Source organism: Pseudomonas sp. N040, assembly GCF_015637705.1.
GTDB lineage: Bacteria > Pseudomonadota > Gammaproteobacteria > Pseudomonadales > Pseudomonadaceae > Aquipseudomonas.
In genome coordinates this window covers 421,036-448,027 of the sequence record NZ_JADOBE010000001.1, presented here as the reverse complement: position 1 = coordinate 448,027, position 26,992 = coordinate 421,036, and the positions used below count along the sequence as shown (strand labels likewise).

28 protein-coding genes are annotated in these 26,992 nt (G+C 64.5%); 16 read left to right on the top strand and 12 right to left on the bottom strand.

All coding sequences use genetic code 11. From position 1 onward, the window contains the following. Window positions 1-9: 9 nt before the first annotated feature. On the top strand, window positions 10-564 hold the full coding sequence (locus ISX93_RS02105) for a DNA-3-methyladenine glycosylase I (RefSeq protein ID WP_195777028.1): 555 nt from the start codon (window positions 10-12) through the stop codon (window positions 562-564). On the opposite strand, the gene ISX93_RS02100 is transcribed toward ISX93_RS02105, so the two are convergent. Further along, a complete protein-coding gene (locus ISX93_RS02100) occupies window positions 540-1,367 on the bottom strand; it encodes a hypothetical protein (RefSeq protein ID WP_195777027.1) in 828 nt (275 codons plus the stop codon). The two genes, ISX93_RS02105 and ISX93_RS02100, sit on opposite strands and share 25 nt — an antisense overlap. 121 nt (window positions 1,368-1,488) lie before the next feature. On the opposite strand from ISX93_RS02100, the gene ISX93_RS02095 reads away from it, so the two are divergent. Beyond that, entirely contained in the window at window positions 1,489-2,376 is an 888-nt protein-coding gene (locus tag ISX93_RS02095; protein ID WP_195777026.1) for a lysophospholipid acyltransferase, read from the top strand. Between the two features lie 55 nt (window positions 2,377-2,431). Here ISX93_RS02095 and trkA read toward each other — a convergent pair whose 3' ends face one another. The 4 genes from trkA to def all read right to left on the bottom strand — a co-directional run bounded on the left by trkA (window position 2,432) and on the right by def (window position 6,723). Continuing rightward, on the bottom strand, window positions 2,432-3,805 hold the full coding sequence (gene trkA / locus ISX93_RS02090) for a Trk system potassium transporter TrkA (RefSeq protein ID WP_195777025.1): 1,374 nt from the start codon (window positions 3,803-3,805) through the stop codon (window positions 2,432-2,434). A gap of 24 nt (window positions 3,806-3,829) precedes the next feature. Next, window positions 3,830-5,182: a 16S rRNA (cytosine(967)-C(5))-methyltransferase RsmB gene (gene rsmB / locus ISX93_RS02085; RefSeq protein ID WP_195777024.1), complete on the bottom strand. Its 1,353-nt coding sequence runs from the start codon at window positions 5,180-5,182 to the stop codon at window positions 3,830-3,832. Window positions 5,183-5,195: 13 nt separating this feature from the next. Next, window positions 5,196-6,137: a methionyl-tRNA formyltransferase gene (fmt, locus tag ISX93_RS02080; protein WP_195777023.1), complete on the bottom strand. Its 942-nt coding sequence runs from the start codon at window positions 6,135-6,137 to the stop codon at window positions 5,196-5,198. A gap of 79 nt (window positions 6,138-6,216) precedes the next feature. Next, window positions 6,217-6,723: a peptide deformylase gene (def, locus tag ISX93_RS02075; RefSeq protein WP_195777022.1), complete on the bottom strand. Its 507-nt coding sequence runs from the start codon at window positions 6,721-6,723 to the stop codon at window positions 6,217-6,219. Window positions 6,724-6,870: 147 nt separating this feature from the next. Here def and ISX93_RS02070 point away from each other — a divergent pair, with 147 nt between their 5' ends. From ISX93_RS02070 to pbpG, 7 genes are all read left to right on the top strand, one after another. Then, complete coding sequence (locus ISX93_RS02070; RefSeq protein WP_195777021.1) at window positions 6,871-7,896, top strand: LysM peptidoglycan-binding domain-containing protein; 1,026 nt, start codon at window positions 6,871-6,873, stop codon at window positions 7,894-7,896. A gap of 66 nt (window positions 7,897-7,962) precedes the next feature. Further along, window positions 7,963-9,048 (top strand): DNA-processing protein DprA, encoded by a 1,086-nt coding sequence (gene dprA / locus ISX93_RS02065; protein WP_195777020.1) that lies wholly within the window; start codon window positions 7,963-7,965, stop codon window positions 9,046-9,048. Window positions 9,049-9,086: 38 nt separating this feature from the next. Next, the gene (locus tag ISX93_RS02060) at window positions 9,087-9,644 is read left to right on the top strand and encodes an L-threonylcarbamoyladenylate synthase (RefSeq protein WP_195777019.1); all 558 of its coding nucleotides are present in this window, start codon (window positions 9,087-9,089) and stop codon (window positions 9,642-9,644) included. Window positions 9,645-9,787: 143 nt separating this feature from the next. After that, entirely contained in the window at window positions 9,788-10,705 is a 918-nt protein-coding gene (hemF, locus tag ISX93_RS02055; RefSeq protein ID WP_195777018.1) for an oxygen-dependent coproporphyrinogen oxidase, read from the top strand. Between the two features lie 98 nt (window positions 10,706-10,803). Next, window positions 10,804-11,634 (top strand): shikimate dehydrogenase, encoded by an 831-nt coding sequence (gene aroE, locus ISX93_RS02050; protein WP_195777017.1) that lies wholly within the window; start codon window positions 10,804-10,806, stop codon window positions 11,632-11,634. A gap of 385 nt (window positions 11,635-12,019) precedes the next feature. Further along, window positions 12,020-12,940, top strand: a complete 921-nt coding sequence (ppk2, locus tag ISX93_RS02045; protein ID WP_374987646.1) for a polyphosphate kinase 2 — start codon at window positions 12,020-12,022, stop codon at window positions 12,938-12,940. A 115-nt stretch (window positions 12,941-13,055) separates the two neighbouring features. Continuing rightward, window positions 13,056-13,961 (top strand): D-alanyl-D-alanine endopeptidase, encoded by a 906-nt coding sequence (pbpG, locus tag ISX93_RS02040; protein ID WP_195777015.1) that lies wholly within the window; start codon window positions 13,056-13,058, stop codon window positions 13,959-13,961. 9 nt (window positions 13,962-13,970) lie between these two features. Here the strand turns inward: pbpG and ISX93_RS02035 are convergent, their stop codons facing one another. The 3 genes from ISX93_RS02035 to trpB all read right to left on the bottom strand — a co-directional run bounded on the left by ISX93_RS02035 (window position 13,971) and on the right by trpB (window position 16,470). Beyond that, on the bottom strand, window positions 13,971-14,207 hold the full coding sequence (locus tag ISX93_RS02035) for a hypothetical protein (RefSeq protein WP_195777014.1): 237 nt from the start codon (window positions 14,205-14,207) through the stop codon (window positions 13,971-13,973). 242 nt (window positions 14,208-14,449) lie between these two features. Then, window positions 14,450-15,259 carry a tryptophan synthase subunit alpha gene (trpA, locus tag ISX93_RS02030; protein ID WP_195777013.1) on the bottom strand — a complete coding sequence of 270 codons (810 nt, stop codon included), beginning with the start codon at window positions 15,257-15,259 and terminating at the stop codon, window positions 14,450-14,452. Further along, on the bottom strand, window positions 15,256-16,470 hold the full coding sequence (gene trpB, locus ISX93_RS02025) for a tryptophan synthase subunit beta (protein ID WP_195777012.1): 1,215 nt from the start codon (window positions 16,468-16,470) through the stop codon (window positions 15,256-15,258). Before trpB ends, trpA begins: the two co-directional genes overlap by 4 nt. A 149-nt stretch (window positions 16,471-16,619) precedes the next feature. On the opposite strand from trpB, the gene ISX93_RS02020 reads away from it, so the two are divergent. Beyond that, the gene (locus tag ISX93_RS02020) at window positions 16,620-17,507 is read left to right on the top strand and encodes a LysR family transcriptional regulator (RefSeq protein ID WP_195777011.1); all 888 of its coding nucleotides are present in this window, start codon (window positions 16,620-16,622) and stop codon (window positions 17,505-17,507) included. 123 nt (window positions 17,508-17,630) lie between these two features. On the opposite strand, the gene ISX93_RS02015 is transcribed toward ISX93_RS02020, so the two are convergent. Next, complete coding sequence (locus tag ISX93_RS02015) at window positions 17,631-19,973, bottom strand: PqiB family protein (RefSeq protein WP_195777010.1); 2,343 nt, start codon at window positions 19,971-19,973, stop codon at window positions 17,631-17,633. Window positions 19,974-20,145: 172 nt separating this feature from the next. Between ISX93_RS02015 and ISX93_RS02010 the strand changes: the two genes are divergently transcribed. After that, window positions 20,146-20,361 carry a dodecin gene (locus tag ISX93_RS02010; RefSeq protein WP_195777009.1) on the top strand — a complete coding sequence of 72 codons (216 nt, stop codon included), beginning with the start codon at window positions 20,146-20,148 and terminating at the stop codon, window positions 20,359-20,361. Window positions 20,362-20,372: 11 nt separating this feature from the next. On the opposite strand, the gene ISX93_RS02005 is transcribed toward ISX93_RS02010, so the two are convergent. Then, window positions 20,373-20,804, bottom strand: coding sequence for a PA0061/PA0062 family lipoprotein (locus ISX93_RS02005; RefSeq protein ID WP_195777008.1), 432 nt, complete (start codon window positions 20,802-20,804; stop codon window positions 20,373-20,375). Window positions 20,805-20,833: 29 nt separating this feature from the next. Between ISX93_RS02005 and ISX93_RS02000 the strand changes: the two genes are divergently transcribed. Together ISX93_RS02000 and ISX93_RS01995 are read left to right on the top strand one after the other, a co-directional pair. Beyond that, entirely contained in the window at window positions 20,834-21,964 is a 1,131-nt protein-coding gene (locus ISX93_RS02000) for an aminopeptidase (RefSeq protein ID WP_195777007.1), read from the top strand. A 41-nt stretch (window positions 21,965-22,005) separates the two neighbouring features. Further along, window positions 22,006-22,239 (top strand): DUF1161 domain-containing protein, encoded by a 234-nt coding sequence (locus ISX93_RS01995; RefSeq protein ID WP_195777006.1) that lies wholly within the window; start codon window positions 22,006-22,008, stop codon window positions 22,237-22,239. A 20-nt stretch (window positions 22,240-22,259) separates the two neighbouring features. Here ISX93_RS01995 and ISX93_RS01990 read toward each other — a convergent pair whose 3' ends face one another. Continuing rightward, entirely contained in the window at window positions 22,260-22,802 is a 543-nt protein-coding gene (locus ISX93_RS01990; RefSeq protein ID WP_195777005.1) for a gamma carbonic anhydrase family protein, read from the bottom strand. A gap of 99 nt (window positions 22,803-22,901) precedes the next feature. Between ISX93_RS01990 and prlC the strand changes: the two genes are divergently transcribed. Genes prlC through ISX93_RS01975 form a run of 3 tightly spaced genes read left to right on the top strand, consistent with a single transcriptional unit; the run spans window position 22,902 to window position 26,193 of the window. Continuing rightward, entirely contained in the window at window positions 22,902-24,950 is a 2,049-nt protein-coding gene (prlC, locus tag ISX93_RS01985) for an oligopeptidase A (RefSeq protein ID WP_195777004.1), read from the top strand. Beyond that, entirely contained in the window at window positions 24,947-25,213 is a 267-nt protein-coding gene (locus ISX93_RS01980; RefSeq protein ID WP_195777003.1) for a YheV family putative zinc ribbon protein, read from the top strand. The genes prlC and ISX93_RS01980 overlap by 4 nt, the downstream gene beginning before the upstream one ends. Continuing rightward, window positions 25,210-26,193 carry a prenyltransferase gene (locus ISX93_RS01975; protein ID WP_219840971.1) on the top strand — a complete coding sequence of 328 codons (984 nt, stop codon included), beginning with the start codon at window positions 25,210-25,212 and terminating at the stop codon, window positions 26,191-26,193. Before ISX93_RS01980 ends, ISX93_RS01975 begins: the two co-directional genes overlap by 4 nt. A 16-nt stretch (window positions 26,194-26,209) precedes the next feature. On the opposite strand, the gene ISX93_RS01970 is transcribed toward ISX93_RS01975, so the two are convergent. Then, window positions 26,210-26,875, bottom strand: coding sequence for a hypothetical protein (locus ISX93_RS01970; RefSeq protein ID WP_195777002.1), 666 nt, complete (start codon window positions 26,873-26,875; stop codon window positions 26,210-26,212). Between the last annotated feature and the right edge of the window lie 117 nt (window positions 26,876-26,992).

Here is a 26,992-nt window from a genome sequence, read left to right as displayed (position 1 = left end):
GGAGAGCCTATGCCACGCTGCTTCTGGTGTACCGACGACCCCCTGTACATCGCCTACCACGATGAGGAATGGGGCGTGCCGCTGCGCGACCCGCAACGGTTGTTCGAGTTGCTGCTGCTGGAGGGCTTTCAGGCCGGGCTGTCATGGATCACCGTGCTGAAAAAGCGCGCTCGCTATCGCGAGGTGCTGTTCGGTTTCGATGTGCAGCGCCTGGCGCAGATGAGTGATGCGGAAATCGAGGAGCGCCTGCAGGATCCGGGGATCATCCGCAACCGCCTGAAGCTCCGCGCCGCGCGGCAGAATGCCCAGGCCTGGCTGCAACTGGAGGATCCGGTGGCGCTGCTCTGGTCGTTTGTCGACGGGGCGCCGAAGATCAATCACTTCGCGGATCGCCGCGCAATGCCGACGCTCACAGCGGAAGCCGAGGCCATGAGCAAGGCGCTGAAAAAGGCCGGCTTCACCTTCGTCGGCCCGACCATCTGCTACGCCTACATGCAGGCGGCCGGGATGGTCATGGATCACACCACCGACTGTGATCGTTACGGCGCACTGGCTGGCGGCTGAATAGCCAGTACCGCTTGCGCGGAGAACACAGCACTGGGCGCGAGCTGGTTGCGCATGACCTGGTCGCGGATCTGCAGCCATTCGGGGCTGTGGTTGATCCGCCAGATTTCATTCCACAGGCGTTTGGCCTGTTCGGGATGGCGCGCGGCAAAGGATTTGCTGATCCCCAGGTACATCTCGGCTTCGAGCAGCGCCGGCTGGAGTATCTCGAACTGTCCTTGCGGGTCGTGACCCCGCAGGGCGAAGCGGATGGCGGGCTCCAGGCCAACGGCAATCTCGGCGCGCCCCAGGCGCATCATTTCGATCATCTGCGCCGGTGTGCGCGCGCTGGAGCGCGAGGCCACCGGGAGTCTCTGCATCAGCAGGCTGACCGCAGGAACCCCGTTTTCGAAGAGCACCGGCTTGTGCAGATGGACAAACTGCCGGCCATCCCAGCTGGCCTGGCTGCCCTTCATGCGAAAGGCCACGATACGCATGCGCAGGTAAGCGCGGGAGGTGTCGATCTGCCCCTGGCTGTCCAGGGGAAAAGCCACCAGCGGCGTGGTCAGTGGGTTGGGCGAAACGGTGAGCAAGGCATCGAAGCGCTGGTCGGCCAGTTCCAGCAGGCAACGTGCCTGCGGTCGATAGCTGATACTGAGCGGTATGCCGAGATTCTGCGCCGCCCTGGCCAGCAGGTACTGCGCTGCGCCCATGCCGCCGATATAGCTCAACGGCGGAACATTGCGGTAGTCCGCACACACGCGCAGCTCCGTGGCCATGCACGGGAGGGACAAGCACAGCAGCAGCAGGAGGCGAATCGGCATGAGCGGGGAATTTTTGTTATAGGCCGAGCTGACCGGGCCACCTTACAGTTTTCGCCGCACGGCTGCCAGCCGCGCCAACCGATCCCGTAGAATGCAGGGGCAGAGAGTTCTGGAGTGGATTATGGAAAAGTTAAAAGGCGCATTTGCCGTAGGCTGCCTGCGGTTGTTTGCCTTGCTGCCATGGCGTGCCGTGCAGGCGGTTGGCGCCGCCCTGGGCTGGTTGATGTGGAAAATCCCCAGTCGCTCGCGCGAGGTGGTGCACATCAACCTGAGCAAGTGTTTTCCCGAACTGACGGCCGCGCAGCTGCAGCAGCTGGAGCGGCGTACCCACCGGGATATTGGCCGGCTGCTGGCGGAAAGCGCGTGCGCGTGGATCTGGCCGGCGCAGAAGACGCTCAAGCTGATACGCCAGGTCGAGGGGCTGGAGGTGATGCAGCAGGCCCTGGCCAGTGGCAAGGGCGTGATCGGCATTGCGACCCATATCGGCAACTGGGAAGTGCTCAATCACTACTTCTGTTCGATGTGCAACCCGATCATTTTCTACCGGCCACCCAAGCTCAAGGCGCTCGACGATTTACTGCAAAAGCAGCGCGTGCAGCTGGGCAACCGGGTGGCGCCGTCGACCAAGGAAGGCATTCTCAGCGTGATCAAGGAAGTCCGCCGCGGCGGTGTGGTCGGCATTCCGGCGGATCCCGAGCCGAGCCTTTCGGCCGGGCTGTTCGTACCGTTCTGCGGCATCCAGGCACTGACCAGCAAGTTCGTTCCAGGCATGCTTGCCGGCGGCAAGGCGGTGGCGTTCTTCATCAACGGCATTCGCCTGGAGGATGGCTCGGGCTTCAAGGTGATCATCGAGCCCGCCCCGGAAGCGATGTACAGCGAGGATCTGCAGGTCGCTACCGCGGCCATGAGCGCCATGGTCGAGAAGTCCGTGCGGGCTTATCCCAGCCAGTACCTGTGGAGCATGAAGCGCTTCAAGAAGCGCCCGCCAGGCGAGGCCAAGTGGTACTGACCACTGACCCATCCGCGGCCTGTCAGCACAGGCCGCGCGGCAAAGGCCCCAAGCGCTAGAAGAAGGTCAGTCCGACCTGGAACAGCCGCTCGATTTCGCGGATGTATTTCTTGTCCACCAGGAACAGGATCACATGGTCGCCCGACGCGATCACGGTCTTGTCATGGGCGATCAGCACCTCTTCGTCACGGATGATCGCGCCGATGGTGGTGCCGGGGGGCAAGTCGACATCCTCGATCTTGCGCCCGACCACCTTGCTCGATTTTGCATCGCCATGCGCAACGGCCTCGATGGCTTCGGCGGCGCCGCGGCGCAGGGAGTGCACGCTGGCGATATCGCCGCGGCGTACGTGGGTCAGCAGGGTGCCGATGGTCGCCAGCTGCGGACTGATGGCGATATCGATCTCGCCGCCCTGCACCAGGTCGACGTAGGCCGGGTTGTTGATCAGGGTCATCACCTTGCGCGCGCCCAGCCGCTTGGCCAGCAGCGAGGACATGATATTGGCTTCGTCATCGTTGGTCAGGGCCAGGAAAATGTCGGCATCGCTGATGTTTTCCTCGACCAGCAGGTCGCGGTCGGAAGAGCTGCCCTGCAGGATGATCGTATTGTTCAGCGACTCCGACAGGGCCCGGCAGCGCGCCGGGCTCCGCTCGATGATCTTGACCTGGTAACGGTTTTCGATGGCTTCGGCCAGGCGTTCGCCGATATTGCCGCCACCGGCGATGACGATGCGCTTGTTGCTGTCTTCGATGCGGCGCATTTCGCTCATGACCGCACGGATATGGGCCTTGGCGGCAATGAAAAACACTTCGTCATCGGCTTCGATGACCGTATCGCCCTTGGGCATGATGGCGCGATTGCGGCGGAAGATGGCGGCGACCCGGGTATCGACCTGCGGCATGTGCTCGCGCAGCTGGCGCAGCTCCTGGCCAACCAGCGGGCCGCCATAGTAGGCGCGCACGCCGACCAGCTGGGCCTTGCCGTCGGCAAAGTCGATCACCTGCAGGGCGCCGGGGTACTCGATCAGGCGCTTGATGTAATTGGTCACCACTTGCTCGGGGCTGATCAGCACATCCACCGGAATCGCCTCGTTGCCGAACAGGCCGGCGCGGGTCAGGTAGGCCGACTCGCGCACGCGGGCAATCTTGGTCGGTGTATTGAACAGGGTGTAGGCCACCTGGCAGGCGAGCATGTTGGTTTCGTCGCTGCTGGTCACGGCGACCAGCATGTCGGCATCATCGGCCCCGGCCTGGCGCAGGATGGTCGGGAATGAGCCGCGGCCCTGCACGGTGCGGATATCCAGGCGGTCGCCGAGCTCGCGCAGGCGCTCGCCATCGGTATCCACCACGGTAATGTCGTTGGCTTCGCTGGCGAGGTGTTCAGCCAGGGTGCCGCCTACCTGGCCAGCACCAAGAATGATGATCTTCACGCAGTAACTCCTTTCGGGCGGATCTCAGTCCGCCGCCTGTTGGGCGGGCCGGTGCCCGCCCGGCAATGGTGTCGGGTCCGCCGCGGCCTTGATCAGCCGGGCGTAGTAAAAGCCATCATGGCCATCGAGCTGTGGCAGCAACTGCCGGCCGTGTGGCTGTTGCAGGCCGAAGGGCGCACTGATCGGCAGCTCACGGGCGTCCGCAGTGCGCCCCAGGAAGGCGGCAATGTTGTTCGTGTTTTCCTCCGGCAGCACCGAGCAGGTGGCGTACAGCAGGATGCCGCCCACCTCCAGCGTAGGCCAGAGCGCATCCAGCAGTTCACCCTGCAGCGCGGCCAGCGCCGCAATATCGGCCGGCTGCCGGGTAATCTTGATGTCCGGATGCCGGCGGATCACCCCGGTAGCCGAACAGGGGGCATCCAGCAGGATGCGCTGAAATGGCTGGCCATCCCACCAGACCTTGGTCTGACGCCCGTCGGCGGCAATCAGCTGGGCCTGCAGGTGCAGGCGCTGCAGGTTCTCGCGGACCCGCTGCAGGCGTTTTTCTTCGAGGTCGAGGGCGACCACGCCGGCCAGCCCGGGCTGGTGCTCGAGCAGGTGGCAGGTTTTGCCGCCGGGTGCGCAGCAGGCATCCAGCACGCGCTGCCCGGGCGCCAGCTCGAGCAGGCCGGCAGCCAGCTGCGCAGCTTCGTCCTGCACACTGACACGGCCTTCGGCAAAACCGGGCAGGCCGGGTACGTCATGGGCACTGAGCAGGCGTACGCCATCGGTGGAGAAGCTGCAGGGGTCTGCGGCAATCCCGGCGGCGTGCAGTTCCTGCAGGTAAGCCTGCCGCGAGACAAGCCGCCGGTTGACCCGCAGGATCAGCGGCGGATGTGCGTTATTGGCCTGACAGATGGCTTCCCAGTGCTGCGGCCAGCTGGCCTTGAGGTGTTTCTGCAGCCAGCGCGGATGTGCGGTGCGGACAACCGGATCCTGCTCCAGCTGCAGCAGCAATGCGGCCCCGTCGCGTTGTGCCGCGCGCAGCACGGCGTTGAGCAATCCCTTGGCCCAGGGTTTTTTCAGGCTGGCGGCACAGCCGACGGTTTCGCCGATGGCGGCATGCGCCGGGATCCGCGTGTACAGCAGCTGGTACAGGCCGACCAGCAGCAGGGCGGCCACGTCCCGGTCACCGGCTTTCAGCGGTTTTTCCAGCAGCTTGTCGGCGAGCAGGCTCAAGCGGGGTTGCCAGCGTGCGGCCCCGAAGGCCAGGTCCTGGGCCAACCCGCGGTCGCGCGCCTCGACCTTGTCCAGCAGCGGCGGCAGGCTGCTGCCCAGTGATGCCTTGCCCGCCAGCACGGCGGTCAGCGCGCGCGCGGCGGCCAGGCGCGGGTTCATCGCCGGGCTCCCTTCATTGCAGCACCAGGCCGCAGGCGAACTGTTCGCGTCGGCTGTTGTAGAGGTCGGCGAACGCCAGTGGTTTGCCGCCGGGCAACTGCAGGCGGGTCAGGCGCAGCGCGCCAGTGCCGCAGGCGACCGTGAGGCCGTCCTTGCCGGCGGCGAGGATTTGCCCGGGCTGGCCGCTGCCCTCGCCCAGGCTGGCGGCCAGGACTTTAACGGGCTCGCCGTCGAGCAGGGCATGACTGACCGGCCACGGATTGAAGGCGCGAATCTGGCGCTCCAGCGCGAGTGCCGGGCGTTGCCAGTCCAGCCGCGCTTCTTCCTTGTTCAGCTTGTGGGCGTAGGTGGCGAGCTGCTCGTCCTGCGGCTCGGGCCGCAGTTCGCCACGGACCAGCGGGCCGATGGCGGCGGCCAGTGCCTGCGCGCCGAGTTCGGCGAGCCGGTCGTGCAGGCTGCCGGCGGTATCCTCGGCGCCGATCGGGGTGCTCACCTTGCACAGCATCGGGCCGGTATCCAGGCCGGCTTCCATCTGCATCAGGGTGACCCCGCTGTGTCCATCGCCGGCCTGGATGGCCCGCTGGATCGGCGCCGCGCCGCGCCAGCGGGGCAGCAGCGAGGCGTGGCTGTTGATGCAGCCCAGGCGCGGAATATCCAGCACGGCCTGCGGCAGGATCAGCCCGTAGGCCACTACCAGCAGCAGGTCGGGCTGCAGTGCGGCCAGCTCGGCCTGGGCGGCCGGATCACGCAGGGTTGCTGGCTGCAATACGGGGAGGCCGTGTTGCAGGGCAAGCTGCTTGACCGGGCTGGGCATCAGCTTGTGGCCACGGCCGGCGGGACGATCGGGCTGGGTGTAGACGGCGATCACCGGCTGGCCGGCATCCAGCAGCGCCTGCAGGTGACGTGCGGCGAATTCCGGCGTGCCGGCAAAAACGATACGCAGTGGTTCAGTCATGGTGGCTCTTGGGCTAAGGGCTGACGCGGCACCTGCCTGGTGGCGGGCCGCGCCAGAGGAGCGGGCGGTTAGTCGGCGCTCAAGCTTGCTGCCGGTGCTGCTTTTCCAGTTTCTTCTTGATCCGGTCGCGCTTGAGACTGGAAAGATAGTCGACGAACAGCTTGCCGTTGAGGTGGTCACACTCGTGCTGGATGCACACGGCGAGCAATCCTTCGGCAATCAGCTCGAAGGCCTGGCCGTCACGATCCAGGGCGTTGATGCGGACTTTCTGCGGGCGTTCGACGACTTCATAGAAGCCGGGAACCGACAGGCAGCCTTCCTGATACTGCTCCAGCTCCTCGCAGAGGACGGCAAATTCCGGGTTGATGAAGACCAGCGGCGCACTCTTGTCTTCGCTCAGGTCCATCACCACCAGGCGCTTGTGCACATTCACCTGGGTAGCGGCAAGGCCGATGCCAGGAGCGGCGTACATGGTTTCGAACATGTCGTCGATCAGCTGCCGCAGGGCATCGTCCACTACCTGAACCGGCTTGGCCTTGGTTCGCAGCCGCGGGTCAGGAAACTCAAGGATGTTCAGAATTGCCATATGCGTTTGTGATGCACTTGTGGAATAAAGTCAAAATCCGCTGCTAAGATGATGAGCAGCATTGAAAAAACGGTTTGTTTCCGCGGCTCCGCAGGGAGTCTTGAGCGGACGATCAAGGCGAAGACACATAATAAAGGGATTCACCGCATGAGGAAATCACTACTCGCCCTGCTACTGCTCGCCGCCGGCAGCCTGGCCCAGGCCGAAGTGCAACTCAGGAACGACCATCCGCAAAGCTACACCGTGGTCAAGGGCGATACCCTCTGGGATATCTCCGGGAAATTCCTTACCGAGCCATGGAAGTGGCCGGAAATCTGGCATGCCAACCCGCAGATCCAGAACCCCGACCTGATTTACCCTGGTGATACCCTGAACCTGGTGTATGTCAACGGGCAACCTCAACTGTCACTGAGTCGTGGCGAGTCGCGGGGTACCATCAAGCTGTCACCGGAAGTGCGCAGTACGCCCATGGCGGAGGCCATCCCGCCGATTCCACTGGAGGTAATCAATGCTTTTCTGGTGAATAACCGCATCATGGACAGCGAAGCCCAGTTCAACGAGGCACCCTATGTGGTCGCCGGTGAAGGCCAGGGTGTCGTCTATGGTGCCGGCAATACTATTTACGCCCGTGGCGCCTTTGCCGGCTCCGACGCGGTGCGGCGGATTTTCCGCCAGGGCAAGGTCTACTCGGATCCTGTGACCAACGAGTTTCTTGGCATCAATGCCAACAACATTGGTACTGCGGAGATCAAGGCTGTTGAAGGTGAGGTGGCCACCCTGTATGTCTCCCAGTCCAATGAAGAAGTGCGTCGCGGTGACCGCCTGTTCGAGACCCTCGAGTACGCGGTCAATTCGTCGTTCCAGCCCAGTGCCCCGAGCCAGCCCATCGACGGCCAGATCATCGATGTGCCGCGTGGGGTAACCACCATCGGCGCCATGGACGTGGTAACCCTGAACAAGGGGGCGCGCGACGGGCTGGTTCCCGGCAGTACCTTGGCGATCTTCCGTACCGGCGAAACGGTGCGGGATGTGGAGACCGGGCAGCCGCTGAAGATGCCGGATGAAAATGCCGGCGTGCTGATGGTGTTCCGCGCGTTCGACAAGATCAGTTATGCCCTGGTGCTCAGGGCCCACCGCCAGCTTTCCGTAGGCGACAAGGTCGCTAACCCGTAAGCCCAGAACCCCCGCCCTTGCGGGGGTTCTGCTGTATGTCCCACGCAGAGATCAAGGATGATCCGAATGCCCGCTGTTTCTCCCGCCGAACTGGAGGCGCGCCTGCGCCTGCACTGCCTGCCGGACATTGGCCCGCAGCGCTTTCATCGACTGCTGGATGCCTTTGCCGACGCGGCTTCAGCCCTGTCCGCCCCTGCCGCCGCGTGGCGTTCCCTGGGCTTGCCGGCACACTGTGCCGAGGCGCGTCGCAGCGAGACGGTGCGCCGGCGCAGCGCCGCAGCCCTGGACTGGCTGGCGCAGCCGGGGCAGCATCTGCTGATGTGGGATGACCCGGTATACCCTGCCCTGCTGGCCGAGTTGGCAGATGCGCCACCGCTGTTGTTTGTCGCCGGTGCGCCGGAGGTACTCGAGCAGCCCCAGCTGGCCATGGTCGGCAGTCGCCGCGCCAGTCGGCCGGGGCTGGATACCGCGCAGGCATTTGCCCGCGCCCTGGCCGCCGGCGGATTTGCCATCACCAGCGGGCTGGCGCTGGGCATTGATGGCGCGGCGCACCAGGGCGCACTGGATGTGGCGGGCCAGACGATTGCGGTGCTGGGTACCGGCCTGCAGCAGATGTATCCGGCCCGGCACACGCAGTTGGCGCAGCGCATCATCGACAGTGGCGGTGCCCTGGTGTCGGAGCTGCCGCTGGACAGCCCGGCCCATGCGAGCCACTTCCCGCGGCGCAATCGCATCATCAGCGGCCTGGCGCTGGGCGTGCTGGTGGTCGAGGCCAGCCCCGCCAGCGGCTCGCTGATCACCGCTCGGCTGGCGGCGGAACAGGGTCGCGAGGTGTATGCCATTCCGGGTTCGATCCATCACCCGGGCGCACGCGGTTGTCATCAGTTGATCCGTGACGGTGCCACCTTGGTGGAAACTGTCGAACATGTACTGGAGGGCCTGCGGGGCTGGCAACTGACAACGCCTGCGGTTGCCAGTTCGCCGCCGGTTTCGTCGTTGCTCAGGCAGTTGCGCGCGGCGCCACTGGCGGCAGAAAGCCTGGCCGCGGCACTGGGCTGGCCACTGGGGCGGACCCTGGCCGCGCTGACCGAGCTGGAGTTGCGCGGTCAGGCCTGTTGCGAGGCCGGGCTATGGGTGTATCGCCACGGCTGAGGCTTTACACTGCCGGGCAACAGGCTCGGGAGGTAGCGATGGCTAGTTGTTGGCAGATACACAGGGTGGCGCGCACGGTGCGTGCTGGTGGCGTGATCGCCTATCCGACCGAGGCGGTCTGGGGGCTCGGCTGCGACCCGTGGAATGCGGTGGCGGTGGAGCGCCTGCTGGCGCTCAAGGCGCGCGATCCGGGCAAGGGCCTGATCCTGGTGGCGGCGTCGATGGAGCAGTTCGACTTCCTGCTGGATGACCTGCCCGAGCGCTGGCTGGATCGGCTGGCCAGCACCTGGCCGGGACCGCACACCTGGTTGGTACCGCACCGGCAGCGGCTGCCCGCGTGGATTACCGGCGAGCATGAAAGCGTGGCCCTGCGCGTCAGCAACCATCCACTGGTCCAGGCGCTATGCCGGGAGTGCGGCCCCCTGGTGTCGACCTCGGCCAACCCGGCCGGGCGGCCACCGGCGCGCAGTCGCTTGCGCATCCAGCAGTATTTTGGCCGGCAACTGGATGGGCTGCTCAATGGCCCGCTGGGCGGGCGCAAGAATCCCAGCACCATTCGCGACCTGGCCACGGCAGAGATTGTCCGGCCGGCCTGACGCGGCCGGGCAGCTGTGCAGCCCGGCAGTCGGCGGGTGCGCGGTGTTATGGTAGTGTCCTGTGCCGCTGGCGAGCCTGCGCCAGTTGTCCCTGCCCTGCTCCAAGATGCCCGCCCCAAGAGGGGACGCTATAAGGTGAAACCGTGACTGATCGTATTGCGGCCGTGAAGGCCTACCTGCTCGACCTGCAAGAGCGTATTTGTACTGCGCTGGAAAACGAAGATGGCCAGGCCCGCTTTGCCGAGGACAGCTGGCAGCGCCCGGCGGGTGGCGGTGGCCGTACGCGGGTGATTGGCGCGGGTGCGCTGATCGAGAAAGGCGGGGTGAATTTCTCCCATGTGTTTGGCGATGCCTTGCCGCCATCGGCCAGCGCGCACCGGCCAGAATTGGCAGGACGCACCTTCCAGGCGCTTGGCGTATCCCTGGTGATCCACCCGGAAAACCCGCATGTACCGACCTCGCATGCCAATGTGCGCTTCTTCTGTGCAGAAAAACCCGGCGAGGAGCCGGTCTGGTGGTTCGGTGGAGGCTTCGACCTGACCCCGTATTACGCGGTGGAGGAAGACTGTGTGCACTGGCACGAGGTGGCTCGCGCGGCCTGCGCACCTTTCGGTGCGCAGGTCTATGCGCGCTACAAGGCGTGGTGTGACCGCTATTTCCAGCTCAAGCACCGTGGCGAACCGCGCGGGATTGGCGGGCTGTTCTTCGATGATCTCAACGAGTGGGATTTCGACACCTGCTTTGCCTTTATGCGGGCGATAGGCGATGCCTACCTCGAGGCCTACCTGCCGATCGTACAGCGCCGCAAGCTGACCCCCTATGGTGAGCGCGAGCGCGAATTCCAGGCCTTCCGCCGCGGCCGCTATGTCGAATTCAACCTGGTCTACGACCGCGGCACCCTGTTCGGCCTGCAGTCCGGCGGGCGCACCGAGTCGATCCTGATGTCCTTGCCACCGCTGGTGCGCTGGGGCTATGACTGGAAGCCGGAGCCGGGCACGCCGGAGGCACGCCTGACGGATTACTTCCTGCAAGATCGTGATTGGTTAGGCCAGTGCTCGTAGGGCATAGATGGGCTTCAGTCCACTGCTTCTGAGCGGTGGGCTGAAGCCCACCCTACGCCCACTACGCTCACCCGAATGCATTTGAGGATGTTCAACCCATGGACCGCTACGGCGTATTCGGTAATCCCATCGGCCACAGCAAGTCGCCGCTGATCCACCGCCTGTTTGCCGAGCAGACCGGCCAGCTGCTCAGCTATGAACCACTGCTGGCGCCGCTGGATGATTTTCCCGGGTTCGCTCGAGGGTTCTTTGCCGCCGGTGGCTTGGGCGCGAATGTCACCGTACCGTTCAAGGAGCAGGCCTTCCAGCTGGTGGCTCAACTGAGCCAGCGGGCCCGCCGCGCCGGCGCAGTGAACACCCTGAAGAAACTCGAGGATGGCGCCCTGCTGGGCGACAATACCGACGGCGCCGGGTTGGTGCGTGACCTGCTGCAGAATGCCGGAATCCCCCTGCGCGGCCAGCGTATTTTGCTGCTGGGCGCCGGCGGCGCGGTGCGCGGCGTGCTTGAACCGCTGCTGGCGGAACGCCCGGCGGCGCTGGTGATTGCCAACCGCACGCTGGCCAGGGCCGAGCAGCTGGCGCACGAGTTCGCCGATCTCGGCCCGGTGCTGGCCAGCGGCTTTGACTGGCTGGACGAGCCGGTCGACCTGATCATCAACGGTACTTCGGCCAGCCTCGGTGGCGAGGTGCCGCCGCTGGCAGCGAGCCTGATCCAGCCGGGGCATACCCGTTGCTACGACATGATGTACGGCCGCGAACCGACGCCATTCAACCGCTGGGCCGGCGCGCTGGGTGCACGGCAGACGCTGGATGGGCTGGGCATGCTGGTCGAACAGGCGGCCGAGGCGTTTTTTCTCTGGCGCGGCGTGCGACCGTTGACTGCCCCGGTACGCGAGATCCTGCGCAACCAGTTGAGTGCAACCAGCTGAGCACAATCCGCCGAGGCAATCTGCCGCAGGCATGACTTGCGTCTATGTTTGTCCATAGGGGCAGCGGGAAAATTGTTCGGTTGGGCAGCCCCCGGCACTATCAGCCAGCAGAGAGACTTCCATGAACGAGAAATCACCCTCAATTGCCTCCTCCGTCGCCACGCTCCCCGTGGCCGCTGCGCCGGCACGCAGCTCCCGCAGGACGCTGCCGGCGCAGCCTGCCGCAGCCGACCGGGCCATCCTTGGCGGAGCCGAGCTGGAGGAAAAACTGGTGGATGACTCGATCAAGGCGGCGCGCGAGATGACCGCCGTGGCGATGGAGGACATCCTCACGCACATTGACCCGCAGGATGCTCCGGGCTTGCGCGATACCTTGCAGACCTTCATGGCCGGCCTGTCCGGCGACGATGCCGAGGCGCTGGGCAAGGCGCTGGCCGCCAGGGGCGGCAAGGAGTTTCATGGGCACCACGCGGATCCGGATGACGAGCTGGCCGCGGACTGGCGCCAGGGCGGCTACCCCTACAAGAACCTGATGTCGCGCAAGCGCTACGAGCAGGAGAAGTATCACCTGCAGGTCGAGCTGCTCAAGTTGCAGGCGTGGGTCAAGGATACCGGGCAGAAACTGGTGATTCTCTTCGAAGGCCGCGATGCGGCGGGCAAGGGCGGCTCGATCAAGCGCTTCATGGAGCACCTCAATCCGCGTGGCGCGCGCATCGTCGCCCTGGAAAAGCCCACCGAGGTCGAGCGCGGACAGTGGTATTTCCAGCGCTATGTGCAGCACTTGCCGACTGCCGGCGAGATCGTCATGTTCGACCGCTCTTGGTACAACCGCGCGGGTGTCGAGCGGGTCATGGGCTTCTGCACGGAAGCCGAGTACCTGGAGTTCATGCGCCAGGCGCCGGAATTCGAGCGCATGCTGGCGCATAACAATGTGCACCTGATCAAGTTCTGGTTCTCGGTCAGCCGTGACGAGCAGCGCCGGCGGTTCAAGGAGCGCGAAAAGCACCCGCTCAAGCAGTGGAAGCTCAGCCCGATCGACCTGGCGTCGCTGGACAAGTGGGACGACTACACCAAGGCCAAGGAGGCCATGTTCTTCTACACTGACACTGCCGATGCACCGTGGACGGTGATCAAGTCCAACTGCAAGAAGCGTGCGCGGCTGAATGCCATGCGCTACGTGCTGCACAAGCTGCCGTATACCGGCAAGGACCTGAAGCAGATCGACAGCCTCGATCCGCTGATCGTCGGCCGCGCCAACGTGGTTTACGAGCGTGGCGAAAAAATTGCGGACGTGCCGATTCTGTAAGGCCACTTCCGGATACGGGCAGACCAGCGGCGCGCAAACGCTGTTTTGCCGGTCGTCGGCCGCGACCGTCCGGGTATAATGCGGCCTCCCTGTCACTCTGCCGGAGCCCGTCGCCGTGAAGATTCGTCATTCCTTGCTGGCCCTGCTGTTCTGCGCCAGTAGCCTTGCTCTTGCTAGCGGCGCGGCGCAGGCGGCCAACCCGGTGACGCAGCAGATCGCCTCAGGCAGTGGCCTGGTGGTCGACTTGCAAACCAACCAGGTGCTGTATGCCAGCAATCCGGATCAGGTGGCACCGATCGCTTCGGTGACCAAGCTGATGACGGCTGTAGTGGCGCTGGATGCCAGGTTGCCGATGGATCAGCAGCTGCCGATCATCATTCGCGATGTGGCGGAAATGCGCGGGGTGTATTCGCGGGTGCGGATTGGCAGCGAGATCAGCCGCAAGGACATGCTGCAGCTGGCGCTGATGTCTTCGGAGAATCGCGCGGCGGCCAGTCTGGCGCATCATTATCCGGGGGGTGTGCCGGCCTTTGTGGCGGCGATGAATGCCAAGGCGCGCGCACTGGGCATGACTCATACGCATTATGTCGAGCCCACCGGGCTGTCGGAGAAGAACGTTTCCAGCGCCAATGATCTGGTCAAACTGCTCAAGGCCAGCCAGCAATATCCCTTGATCGACCAGTACAGCACTACCCCGGAAAAGACCGCGTATTTTCGCAAACCGGCCTACAGTCTGGGTTTCCGCAACACCAACCGGCTGGTGTACAAGCCCGACTGGAGCATCCAGCTGACCAAGACCGGCTTTACCAACGAAGCCGGGCATTGCCTGGTGATGCGTACCCGCATGGCCGGCAAGCCGGTGGCTTTCGTGGTGCTGGATGCCTACGGCAAATACACTCACATGGCCGATGCCAACCGCCTGAAGAAGTGGCTGGAAACCGGCAAGGTCAGCCCAGTGCCGGCGGCGGCGCTGAGCTACAAGCAGCAGAAACTTCGCCAGGCGCAAATCAGCCAGCGCTGAAAGCCACGATCAGACGCCACTGCCCGGAGCCCAGGGATTATCCCCGGGACGACGCGGCTTGCCGCTGCGCCGGGACTCCTGAAAACGCACGCTACTGCGCCGATCCGGCAGGCTGCGCCGGTCCGCCGTGTGGCGGGTATCGAGCAGTGGCTTGGCCGCTGGCGCGACAGGGGCTGGCGTGTCCTCTTCCAGAGGCAGCAGGCTCAGCCCTGCAAAGGAAAACTCGGGTTTTTCTTCATTGGCCATCTAGAAATCTCCAGCAGGCATCCTGTCGCACACGCATGGCGGCGGACCTTCTCTCAGGGTAGTTGGTTCGACTGCAGTGCGCGCGGCGTTTGCTGCCGTTGGTCGCGCAGGCATGGCTGTCTGCGCAGCCCTGCCTGCAGTTGTTCCACGGCCAATTTCGCCCAGGCATGGCATTGCAGCCATTCCGGCTGGAACGGCTATCCATGCGTGCAAGCATTCAGGATCGGGCGCTGGCGCCAGACCTACAGCCGCGCCCCGCGCACACCGCCGGCCAGCTTGCGGCAGAGGCCGAGCACGCCATCGATGGCCTGGTGCGGCGATGTGGCATGGGCGATCTGGTCGATCAGCGCGGAACCCACTACCACGCCGTCGGCACGCCGGGCCAGATCGGCGGCATGTTCCGGCGTGCGGATGCCGAAGCCGATGCACAGCGGCAGGTCGGTATGCCGGCGCAGGCGCGCCACCGCTTCCTCGACATGTTCCAGGGTTGCCGCGCCGGCACCGGTCACGCCGGCCACCGAGACGTAATAGACGAAGCCGGAGCTGCCGTTGAGCACGGTGGGCAGCCGCGCATCGTCGGTGGTTGGCGTGGTCAGGCGGATGAAGTCCAGGCCTGCGGCCTGGGCCGGATCGCAGAGGTCCTCGTTGTGCTCGGGGGGCAGGTCGACCACGATCAGGCCGTCGACGCCGGCGGCCTTGGCGTCTTCGATGAAGCGCGGCACGCCGTAATGGTGAATGGGGTTGAAGTAGCCCATCAGCACCAGCGGGGTGTCGCTGTTGCCTTCGCGAAACTCGCGAACCATATGCAGGGTTTTGGCCAGCGTCTGGTGCTGGCCGAGGGCGCGGATGTTGGCCAGCTGGATGGCCGGGCCGTCAGCCATCGGGTCGGTGAAGGGCATGCCCAGTTCGATCACGTCGGCGCCGGCAGCCGGCAGGCCCTTGAGGATCGCCAGCGAGGTGGCGTAGTCCGGGTCGCCTCCGGTGATGAAGGTGACCAGGGCGGCGCGATTCTGTTGCTTCAGCTCGGCAAAGCGCGATTGCAGGCGGCTCATGCGTGCTTCTCCAGATTTTCGTTCATGTGATGCATTACGGTCTGCATGTCTTTATCGCCGCGCCCGGACAGGTTGATCACCATCAGGTGGTCTTTGGGCAGGTTCGGCGCGCGCTTGAATACTTCCGCGAGGGCGTGGGCGCTTTCCAGGGCCGGGATGATGCCTTCCAGGCGGCAGCACTGGTGGAAGGCGTCCAGGGCTTCGTCGTCCTTGATCGAGCAGTACTCGACCCGGCCAATCTCATGCAGCCAGGCGTGTTCCGGGCCGATGCCGGGGTAGTCGAGACCGGCGGAAATCGAGTGGGCGTCGATGATCTGGCCGTCGTCGTCCTGCAGCAGGAAGGTGCGGTTGCCGTGCAGTACCCCCGGTACGCCGCCGTTCAGGCTGGCGGCGTGCTTGCCGGTGGCGATGCCATGGCCGGCTGCTTCGACGCCGATCATCTGTACGCTGGCATCATCCAGGAACGGGTGGAACAGGCCCATGGCATTCGAGCCACCGCCGATGCAGGCCACCAGGCTGTCGGGCAGGCGGCCTTCCTTCTCGAACAGTTGCTCGCGGGTTTCCTTGCCGATGATGGCCTGGAAGTCACGCACCATTGCCGGGTAGGGGTGCGGACCGGCGACTGTGCCGATCATGTAGAAGGTGCTGTCGACGTTGGTCACCCAGTCGCGCAGGGCTTCATTCATCGCGTCCTTCAGCGTGCCGGTACCGGCGACGACCGGAATCACGGTGGCGCCCAGCAGCTTCATGCGAAACACGTTGGCCTGCTGGCGGTCGATGTCGGTGGTGCCCATGAAGATCACGCATTCCATGCCGAAGCGCGCGGCCACGGTGGCGGTGGCCACGCCGTGCATGCCGGCGCCGGTCTCGGCGATGATGCGTTTCTTGCCCATGCGTCGGGCCAGGAGGATCTGGCCGATGCAGTTGTTGATCTTGTGCGCGCCGGTGTGGTTCAGCTCTTCACGCTTGAAGTAGATCTTCGCGCCGCCGCAATGCTCGGTCAGGCGCTCGGCGAAATACAGCGGGTTGGGCCGGCCGACGTAGTCGCGCTGGAAGTAGGCCAGCTCTTCGATAAAGGCCGGGTCGAGCTTGGCCGCTTCATACTCGCGGGCCAGGTCGTGGATCAGCGGCATCAGGGTTTCGGCGACGTACTGGCCGCCGAAGTGGCCGAACAGGCCCTTGGCGTCAGGGCCATTGCGGAATGAGGTCATGGGCGTACTCCTGGAGTTGGCTGCCCTCGCCTGCCTGGCGGGAGAGGAGCTGGGGAGAGGGATTCGAGTGATGGACGCAGACTAAACCCGTGCAGCCAGACAGAAAAGCGATTAGATTGCACATACCTGTCAGAAAAACTCACATATAAATGAACCGAGAACTGCCCCCGCTGAATGCTCTCAAGGCCTTTGAAGCCGCCGCTCGATTGCAAAGCATGAGCCTTGCAGCCGATGAACTGCATGTCACGCACGGTGCAGTCAGCCGGCAGATACGGGCGTTGGAGGAACAGCTTGCCGTGACCTTGTTCGTCAAGGACGGGCGCGGCGTAAAACTCACGGATGCTGGCGTGCGTCTGCGCGATGTGGCTTTTGATGCGTTCGAGCGCTTGCGCACGGCGTGTGCCGGCATTCAACGGCAAACCCTCGATGCGCCCTTTGTGCTGGGTTGTCCGGGCAGCCTGCTGGCGCGCTGGTTCATTCCGCGGCTGGACCGTTTGCATCGCGAATTGCCCGAACTGCGCCTGCAACTGTCGGCCAGTGACGGCGAACTCGATCCGCTGCGCGCCGGGGTGGACGCCACCCTGTGCTTCGCCACCCCGCCGTGGCCGGCAAGCATGCAGGTGCATGAACTGGCGCCGGAACGCATTGGTCCGGTGCTCAGTCCCCGGCATCCGCGCTTTGCCGAGCTGGCCTCAGCGACGCCAGCGCGGCTGCTGGGCGAAGCGCTGCTGCACACCACTTCGCGCCCCCAGGCCTGGCCGCAATGGCTGGCGCTATGCGGGCTGGACGCCACAGCCTTGCGTCTGGGACAAGGCTTCGAGCACCTGTATTACTTGCTGGAAGCCGCAGTCGCCGGGCTGGGCATTGCCATCGCGCCGGAGCAGCTGGTCGCGGACGATCTGGCCGCCGGTCGCCTGGTGGCCCCCTGGGGCTTTGTCGAGAGCCCGGCGCGCCTGAGTTTCTGGACCTCGGCACGTAGTTCCGACCCGCGTGCCAGCCGCCTGCTGGACTGGTTGCGTCGGGAGCTGGCTGGGTAGTCCATCGCTGCGGCAGGGGCACAGCTATTGAGCGAGTTGCTTTCTGCTCGCTACAAACCGCAAGAGGCCAGCATACCTGCCGGCCCTTTGCGGTTTTAGCCTGCCGTCAGGCTGCAACCGGGCCTAGCGATCCAGGGCGAACCTTGGCCGCCACTGTAACCACTCGTCCTGCGCCTCTGGGTGCAGATCGAACACCTGCCCGGCGTGCGCCGGCGCACCCTTGAGCGCACCTGCCGGAGTGGCAAAGGCAATGCTGCCTTGCAGCAGGGACTCCACCGAGTCAGTGCGCACCTGCGCGCCCTTGAACAGCGAGAAGTCGACGTTCAGGCCGCTTTCGTTCCAGAACTTGCTGCCGCTGTACACCAGCTTGCCGTAGCGCGGCAGGATCTGGATGTGCACCAGAACACTGGCAGCATCCGGGCTCAGTTCAAGATCGGTGACAGTGCCGACGGCCATGCCGCGATAGGTAACCGCCATGCCGGCTTTCAGTGACTTGCGTTGCAGGGTGCTCAGGCTCAGGTTCAGCCCGGCCTTCTTTTCCGCTTCAACCCTGACCAGGGCCTCACCCTTGAACCGGGTCTGCTTGCCCGCGGCGGGGTTGCTGGCTGGCTGTACCTCGATGTAGGGCCCGGTGATCAGGGTGTCCAGGTTGGCGGCCTTCATCAGGCTGAGTTCCGGCCGAATCACCGTGAAGGTGCTGCCCTGGCGGGCAATGCGTGCAGCGGCCTGGGTAAGCATGATCTGCAGCTTCAGGGTTTTCAGGTCGGCGCTGAGTTCGACGCCATTGACTTCGCCGACCTGGAAGCCGCGGTAGCGCACGGGAGTGCCGGCCCGCAGGCCATCGGCATTGAGCACCTCCAGCTCGATCATTTCGGCGACCCGGGTGGCGCTGGCCTGATCGGCATGCAGGGCAAAGTTGCTGCCGTTATGCACCGCAGCGGCCTTTGGCTCGGGTGTCTCGAAGGCGATACCACCGTTAACCAGGGCTGCCAAGGATTCGCTGCGGACCTCAAAGCCCGAGAACCCGCCGCTGAGGGTGACGCCACTGGCATTCCAGAAGCGCGAGGAACTGTTGACCAGCTGGCTGTACTCGGGGTTGATCAGCACACCAACCCGCACTTCCTGATGGTCGGGTGTCAGTGTCACATTAGTGATGGAGCCCACCACCAGCTGACGGAACATGACGGGGCTGCCGGCCTTGAGCGAGGCTGCCTGTTTGGTGGTCAGGATCAGGTGCAGACCGGGGGTGGTGAAGTTGATCGCCGGTGGCCCGGATAGCGCGGTGAACTGCCGGCGTGCCGGTTTGTCCAGTGCTCCGGGTTTGAACTCGAGATAGTTGCCGCGCAGGAGCGCATCGAACCCGCGGATGCCATTCAGCGAGATCTCCGGCTGCACCAGCCAGAAGGCGGCGTCCTCGGTCAGCCAGGCCTTGGCTCGCGGGTCGATATCCAGTTCGGCCATGAAGCTCTTCAGGTCTTTGCTGACCTTGCCACCCTTGACCAACCCCACGGGGAAGCCATTCCAGCGCACCTGGGTCTTGTTCGCCTCGAGGCCGGCAAAATTGGGCAGCTCCACATCGATGCTTACCCCCGTCTGGGCATCCTGGTAGTTCTCAAAGAGGGGGTACTCATGGCTGGGGTAATCCAGCGGCATCAGCGACGTTTTACTGGCCTCCCGGTTAAAACCGCCAGGCGGCAACGGGTCGTTGTCGAAGGCGATACCACCTACGGCGACGCTGAGCAGGGATTCGACATCCACTTTCACTCCGGACAGCCCCGCGGTTACGCTGAAGCCGCTGGCGTTCCAGAAGCGTGTCTCGGCATTCACCAGCTGGGCGTATTCAGGCCGGATATGCGCCTTGATCAGGATCGACTGGTCATTGTTGTCGAGGGCGTAGCCGGTCACCGAGCCAACCTGGATATGCCGGTAGTAGACCGGGCTGCCCTCGGTCAGCGACCCGAGGGTTTTGGCCCGCAACTTGAGGTGTAGGCCCGGTAGCGCATCGGCCAGTGGCGGCGGATCGCTGAGTGCGATGAACTTGCGCCGGGGTTTGCCTTCGCCGGGACTGATGGCGATGTAATTGCCGGAAACCAGGGTTTCCAGTCCGGTCACCCCGGCCAGCGAAATATTCGGCTTCACCAGCCAGAAAATGGTCTTTTCGCGCAGGAAGTCTTCGGCATGGCGATCCACCTCGAGGCTGACGTGCACTTTCTGGGTTTTCTGGTCAAGGTTGACGCTCTGCACCTTGCCCAGCGCGATGCCCTTGTAGAACAGCTCGGTCTTGCCGGCCTGCAGGCCGTCACCGCCGTCGAACTGGATGTCGATCACGACCCCGGCCTCGGTGTAGGCTTTCCAGCCCAGCCAGCCGCCAATCAGCAGGGCGATGATCGGTAGTACCCAGATGGCGGACCAGTTGCTGGCCGGTTTGACGCGGGCTTTGGGCAAGGCAGGAGGCGTGTCGGTCATAGACGAAATTCCGGTGAGTGTTTGCAGCGGCTGACGCCGGTCCAAGGCCGGCGACTAGGCTCTGAGTATTGCAGGAACTGTCTGAAAAATCTGCCTTGCACGCCTGCAAGAGTTGCTTGTACAGGCCGCCTTGACTAGCGTTGAAGAACCATGGCGCGGCAGGAGCACGGCAATGTCAAATCATCACACCTACAAAAAAGTCGAACTGGTCGGTTCATCGCCACTCAGCATCGAAGACGCCATCAACAGTGCGCTGGCCGAGGCGGCCAAGAGCATCAAGCTGATGGAGTGGTTCGAGGTGGTGGAGACCCGCGGGCATATCGTCAATGGTGGCGTCGGGCACTACCAGGTAACCCTGAAAATCGGCTTCCGGATTGCCAACAGCTGATCGCGTCGCGATCAGAACGCCCCACAGCGCAGCTGCTGGCCACGACTCAGCAGATTGCCGTCGCGGTCATACAGGCGCAGCCAGCCGCGCCGCGAAACGGTGCCCGCCTTGAGCCGGTAGTGCTGGCCGGCCTCGAAGTGGTCGTAGTCCAGGGCCAGTATGCAGGTGCGTGTTCCGCTCCCGCCTCCACCGCTGTTCTCGGTGCCGCTCCCGCCTCCGCCACTGACCTCGAACTGCAGGCGTACCTGCAGGCGGTGCTTGCCGGGAGATACTTCGAAATAGCGTGCATCGTTCCATTGGCGGCCATCCACTTCCTGGGCGCTGAGCTGATTGCCGGCAATGCTGTAGAGGTCGATCCAGGCCTTGGCCGGATCCGCTGCCGGCCGCACCTGGGCGCAGGCGGTCAGCAGTAGCAGGAGGCTGCAGAAAAGTATTCGTGGCATGCTCTGGCTCCGCCTACGACAGTTGTGCAATGAACAACAAGTATCGTCCCCGAATTGCAGCGGGTCTACGCCAGATCCGCCAGAAGCTTGCGGCGCTGGCTGTGGGCGGTCTGCTGGCCGGCTGCTCTACAGTGGATTACTACGTCCAGGTGAGCCGCGGTCATTTGCAGCTGATGCAACAGCGCGAACCGATCGAGCAGGTGCTGGCGGATCCCGCCCGCGACGCCTTGTTGCGCCAGCGTCTGGTGCTGGCGCTGCAGGCGCGCAGTTTTGCCAGCAGTGCGCTGGCCCTGCCGGATAACCAGAGTTACCGCGTGTTTGCCGATATCCAGCGGCCGGTGGTGCTGTGGAATGTTTACGTCACCGCAGAGTTTTCCCTCTCAGCGGAGGAGCAGTGCTTTCCGTTCGCCGGTTGCGTGGCCTATCGCGGCTACTATGAGCAGAGCCGTGCCCGCGGTGCCGCCGCCGTGCAGCAGCTGGCCGGCAAGGATGTCTGGATCGGCGGGGTCGAAGCCTATTCGACACTTGGCTGGTTCGACGACCCGCTGCTCAGCAGCATGTTGCTGCGCGACGATCAGCACGTTGCCGCAGTGATCTTCCACGAGCTGGCCCACCAGCAGCTGTATGTCGGCGACGACAGTGCCTTTAATGAATCCTTTGCCAGCTTTGTCGAGCAGGAAGGCTTGCGGCAGTGGCTGGCCAGTCGTGGAGAGGCCCCTGGCAATCCCTGGCAGGCCTGCCGCCGCCAGCAACTGACGACGCTGGTGCTGGATACCCGGGCGCGGCTGGAACGGGTGTATGCCAGCGGACAACCCGCAGCCCGGATGCGTCTGGCCAAACAGGCCGAGTTCGAGCGGCTGCGGGCGGAATACCGGCAGCTGCGTGACACCCGCTGGCAGGGTGACGGGCGCTATGACGCCTGGATCGACGGGCCGCTGAACAATGCCAAGCTGCTGCCCTTTGGCTTGTACGAGCAGTGGGTGCCGGCGTTTGCCGAACTGTTCGAGCGCTCGGGACGGCGCTGGCCGGCATTCTACACGGCGGTGGAGCGCCTCGCGGAACAGCCGCCGGCGGCTCGCCAGCAGCGCTTGCACGAACTGCTGGCCGCGCACCGCAGCAACCGGGCGGCTGGACTAAACTGTGCTACGGGGCGCCACTGACTGGCGCATTTCGCAGCGCTTTCTTTCCAGGACATACCATCATGCAGAGAACCCTGATTACCCTGTTGCTGCTGGCCTGCACCGGCCTGGCGCAGGCGGCACCGAAACCCTGTGCCGAACTCAAGGCTGAAATCGAGGCGAAGATCCAGGCCGCCGGGGTACCCTCCTATACCCTCGAGATCGTGGCGAACGACGAGGTCAAGGATCAGGCCACGGTGGTCGGCAGTTGCGAGAACGGCAGCCGCAAGATCATTTACCAGCGGCATTCCGACTAGCCGCACGCGGACAAGGCCGGCTAGCCGTCAAAGCCTTCGGCCAGGTGCAGCTCCTTGAGCTTCACGTAATTGCTGGCGCTGTAGCTGAAAAAGGTGCGCTCCCGGTCGCTCAGCGGGCGGGCCTGGGTGACTGGACTGCCAACGTAGAGAAAGCCGCTGTGCAGCCGCTTGCCCGGCGGCACCAGGCTGCCGGCGGCGATCACCACCTCGTCCTCGACCACCGCGCCATCCATGATGATGCTGCCCATGCCAACCAGAATGCGGTTGCCGAGCGTGCAGCCATGCAGGGTGACGTTGTGGCCGATGGTGACCTCGTCACCGATCAGCAGCGGGAAGCCATCCGGGTTATACGGCCCGGCATGGGTGATGTGCAGCACGCTGCCATCCTGCACGCTGGACCGCGCGCCGATGCGGATGCGCTGCATGTCGCCGCGCACCACCGCCTGCGGCCACACCGAACTGTCATCGCCAAGCTGCACGTCGCCCAGCACCACCGCGCTGGCATCGACGAAGGCACGCTGGCCGAGCGTCGGTGTCATGCCCTGATACGTTCTGATTGCCACGATAGAGTCCTTCTGGCTGCGGGATTGTCCGATTGTAATTAAGATGGCGGCCATACAGGTGCCTGTTTGCACCGCGCCAACCGCTCAAAGGATGATTCCGTGACTGTCAGTAATCCCCTGCTGCAGGACTTCGACCTGCCACCCTACTCCGCCATTCGCCCCGAGCATGTCGAGCCAGCCATCAGCCAGATCCTTGCCGACAACCGGGCCGCCATCAGCCAGCTGCTCGAGGCCCAGCATGCCGCACCAAGCTGGTCGGGCCTGGTGTTGGCGCTGGACGAACTGAACGCGCGCCTGGGTCGCGCCTGGGGGCCGGTCAGCCATCTCAATGCGGTGTGCAACAGTCCTGAATTGCGCGCCGCCTACGAGGCCTGCCTGCCGAAACTGTCCGAGTACTGGACCGAGATGGGCCAGAACAAGCCGTTGTTCGAGGCCTACGCGGCGCTGGCGGCCAGTCCGCAAGCCAGCCGTTTCGACGTGGCGCAGCAGACCATCCTCGAGCACGCCCTGCGCGACTTCCGCCTGTCCGGCATCGACCTGCCGCCGGCCGGGCAGCAGCGTTATGGCGCGATCCAGATGCGGCTCTCGGAGCTGACCAGCAGCTTCTCCAACCAGCTGCTCGATGCCACCCAGGCCTGGAGCAAGCACCTTACCGATGAGGCGGCGCTGGCCGGCCTCACTGACTCGGCCAAGGCACAGATGGCCCAGGCCGCGGCGGCCAAGGAACTGGACGGCTGGCTGATCAGCCTGGAGTTCCCCAGCTATTACGCGGTAATGACCTACGCCGACGACCGTGCCCTGCGCGAAGAGCTGTACGCTGCCTATTGCACCCGTGCCTCGGACCAGGGGCCGAACGCCGGCCAGTTCGACAACGGCCCGTTGATGAACGAGATCCTCGACCTGCGCCAGGAGCTGGCCCGGCTGCTCGGTTTCGCCAATTACAGCGAACTGTCGCTGGCCGGCAAGATGGCCGAGTCGACCGAGCAGGTGCTGAATTTCCTCCGCGATCTGGCCGTGCGCAGCAAGCCGTTCGCGGTCCGTGACTTGCAGGAATTGCGCGCCTTCGCTGCCGAGCAGGGTCTGAGCGAGCTGCACAGCTGGGACGTTGGCTACTACAGCGAGAAGCTCCGCCAGCAGCGCTACAGCATCGCCCAGGAGCAGGTGCGCGCCTGGTTCCCGATCGACAAGGTGCTGTCCGGTCTGTTTGCCATTGTCGAGAAGCTCTACGGCATCCAGATCAAGGAACTGTCCGGTTTCGACAGCTGGCATCCGGACGTGCGCCTGTTTGAGATCAACGAGCATGGCCAGCACGTCGGCCGTTTCTTCTTCGACCTCTATGCCCGTGCCAACAAGCGCGGTGGTGCCTGGATGGACGGCGCCCGGGACAAGCGCCGCACCGCCACTGGCGAGCTGATCAGTCCGGTGGCCAACCTGGTGTGCAACTTCACTCCGGCGGTGGCTGGCCAGCCGGCGCTGCTGACCCATGACGAAGTCACCACCCTGTTCCACGAATTCGGCCACGGCCTGCATCACCTGCTGACCCGCGTTGAACACGCCGGTGCATCAGGAATTAATGGGGTTGCGTGGGATGCGGTCGAATTACCCAGTCAGTTCATGGAGAACTGGTGTTGGGAGCCCGAAGGCCTGGCGCTGATTTCCGGTCATTTCGAGACGGCCGAGCCGTTGCCGCAGGACCTGCTGGAGAAGATGCTGGCAGCAAAGAACTTCCAGTCCGGATTGATGATGATGCGGCAGCTCGAGTTTTCACTGTTCGACTTCGAGCTGCACGCCAGTCACGGCGATGGCCGCAGTGTGATGGCGGTGCTGGAAAGCATCCGTGACGAAGTCTCGGTACTGCGGCCGCCGGCCTACAACCGCTTCGCCAACAGCTTCGCGCACATCTTTGCCGGTGGTTACGCGGCCGGTTACTACAGCTACAAGTGGGCAGAGGTACTGTCCGCGGATGCCTTCTCCAGGTTCGAGGAAGAGGGTGTGCTGAATGCCGACACCGGCCGGGCTTTCCGCGAGGCGATTCTCGCCCGCGGCGGCTCACAGGAGCCGATGCTGCTGTTTGTCGACTTCCGTGGCCGCGAGCCCAGCATCGATGCGTTGCTGCGCCACAGCGGCCTGGTCGAGGAGGCGGCATGAGCGCGCCAAAGAAGCGCTTTATCGCCGGGGCGGTGTGCCCGGCGTGCAGCGCGATGGACCGCATCATGATGTGGGACGTCGATGGCGTGCCGCATCGCGAGTGCGTGGCTTGCGGCTATGCCGACACGCTCAACGCCCAGGGCCAGTCGGTACCCGGCGAGCTGGGCACGCGGGTCAACAAGCCGGTCACCAGGGCGGCGGATCCTAAGGTGCAGACGGTGCAGTTCTTCCCCAACCCGAAACTGAAGAAACCGGCGCCGTGATCCCGTCCTGGGGCGCGATCCTGACCCGCATGCCGCACCTGGACGCACAGGACTGGCAGGCCATGGGCCTGGTCAAGCGCTGGTTCGTGGCGAGCCGCTCGGCGGTGTTCATCATGACCCTGGTTTCCGCCGGCCTGGGCATTGCCCTTGCGGCGCAGCAGGGTGCCGTTGACCCGCTGAATGCGTTGCTGGCGCTGCTCGGGCTGACGCTTGCGCATGCCACCAACAACCTGCTGAACGACTGGGTGGACTTTCGCAAGGGCGTGGACCGGGATAACTACTTTCGCACCCGCTACGGTCCGCAGCCGCTGGAGAGCGGCTTGCTGAGCGAGTCTGCGCTGCTCGGCTACGTGCTGCTGACCGGTCTGGCTGCGTTTGGCTGTGGCGTGTGGCTGGTGCTGCGCACGGACCTGCTCACCCTCTACCTGCTGCTCGCCGGGATGTTCTTCGTGCTGTTCTACACCTGGCCGCTGAAATACATCGGCCTCGGCGAGCCGGCGGTCTGGCTGGTCTGGGGGCCGCTGATGGTGCTCGGCAGCTGTCATGTGGCCGGCGGTGCCCTCAGCGCGGCGGCGATCTGCTTCTCGCTGATCTACGGCCTTGGACCGACCACCGTGCTGCTTGGCAAGCATACCGACAAGCTGGCGGAAGACCGGGCCAAGCGCGTGCATACGCTGCCGGTGATTCTCGGCGAGCGTGCCAGCCGCCTGCTGACCATTGCCTGCTGGCTGGTGCAGTACACAGGCATCAGCCTGGCGGTGTGGCTGGGTATTCTCGGCTGGCCGTTTCTGCTGGTGTGGCTGGCACTGCCCAAGCTGATCAAGGCCATCCGGGTATTCCTGCGGCCGCGTCCGACTCAGGCGCCAGTGGAGCTGCCCGCCGGTGTCTGGCCGCTGTACCTGGTGGCCTTTGCCTTCGACCACAACCGCGCCTTCAGCCTGGCCTTGCTGGTGGCAGTCACACTGCATTGGCTGTTCTGATCGGGCCCCCGTTGCGTCACGGCGCCAGGCTTGAGCGGGACGTCTGCCCCAGTTCCAGTTCGATGCCGAGCTGCCGCGACAGGCACGGCCAGCGCTGCCAGGCGGAGCTGGTTTGCGCACTGCAGAGAATCTCCCGATAGGCTTGCACCGCGGGGCTGCTGAAAGCCGGCTGGTGGATCAACCCCTGCATTGCCTCGTGCACGGCTTCATCCAGCTGGTTGGCAAAGGGTTCGCCTATCAGCCGGTGGGCAACCAGGTTGGCGATGGTGGTATCCAGCGGAATCAGCGGCTGGCCCAGATGGGTGATGAACAGGTCATTCACCTCTTCGACCAGGCGGTGGGCCAGATAGGCCTCGTCCAATAGGCTTTCCAGGCCGGAGTGGCCTTCCATTACTGCCGGTGGCCGGACAAAGAAGCCCTCGGCCATGCGCAGGATTGGTTTGATCTGCGCTTCCAGGCCGGCCTCTGCGGCGACACTGGCGGCCGCATCCAGCACATCCGGAACCTGCTCGATGTAGGCGCTGACAAACCCGGTGAGCACGCTCAGGTCGTTTTCTGCAGGCAGGCGGATAGCTGGGTGCAGCTTGTCCAGCTGACCGCTGAGCAGCTTGCGCAGCTGACCGGTGGCTGCTTCCTGCTGGTAGGCGCTGGTGATCAATTGACGCAGGTTGGCCGTGTCCATTGTTGCCCCGACATTCCGGAAGACGCATATCAATCAACCTTAGCTGGGGTTCGGCTTTGCTCAAGACGCGCCCGGCATTGGCTGACGATCAGCAGGGTTGCCGGGCCATGGGCTGCA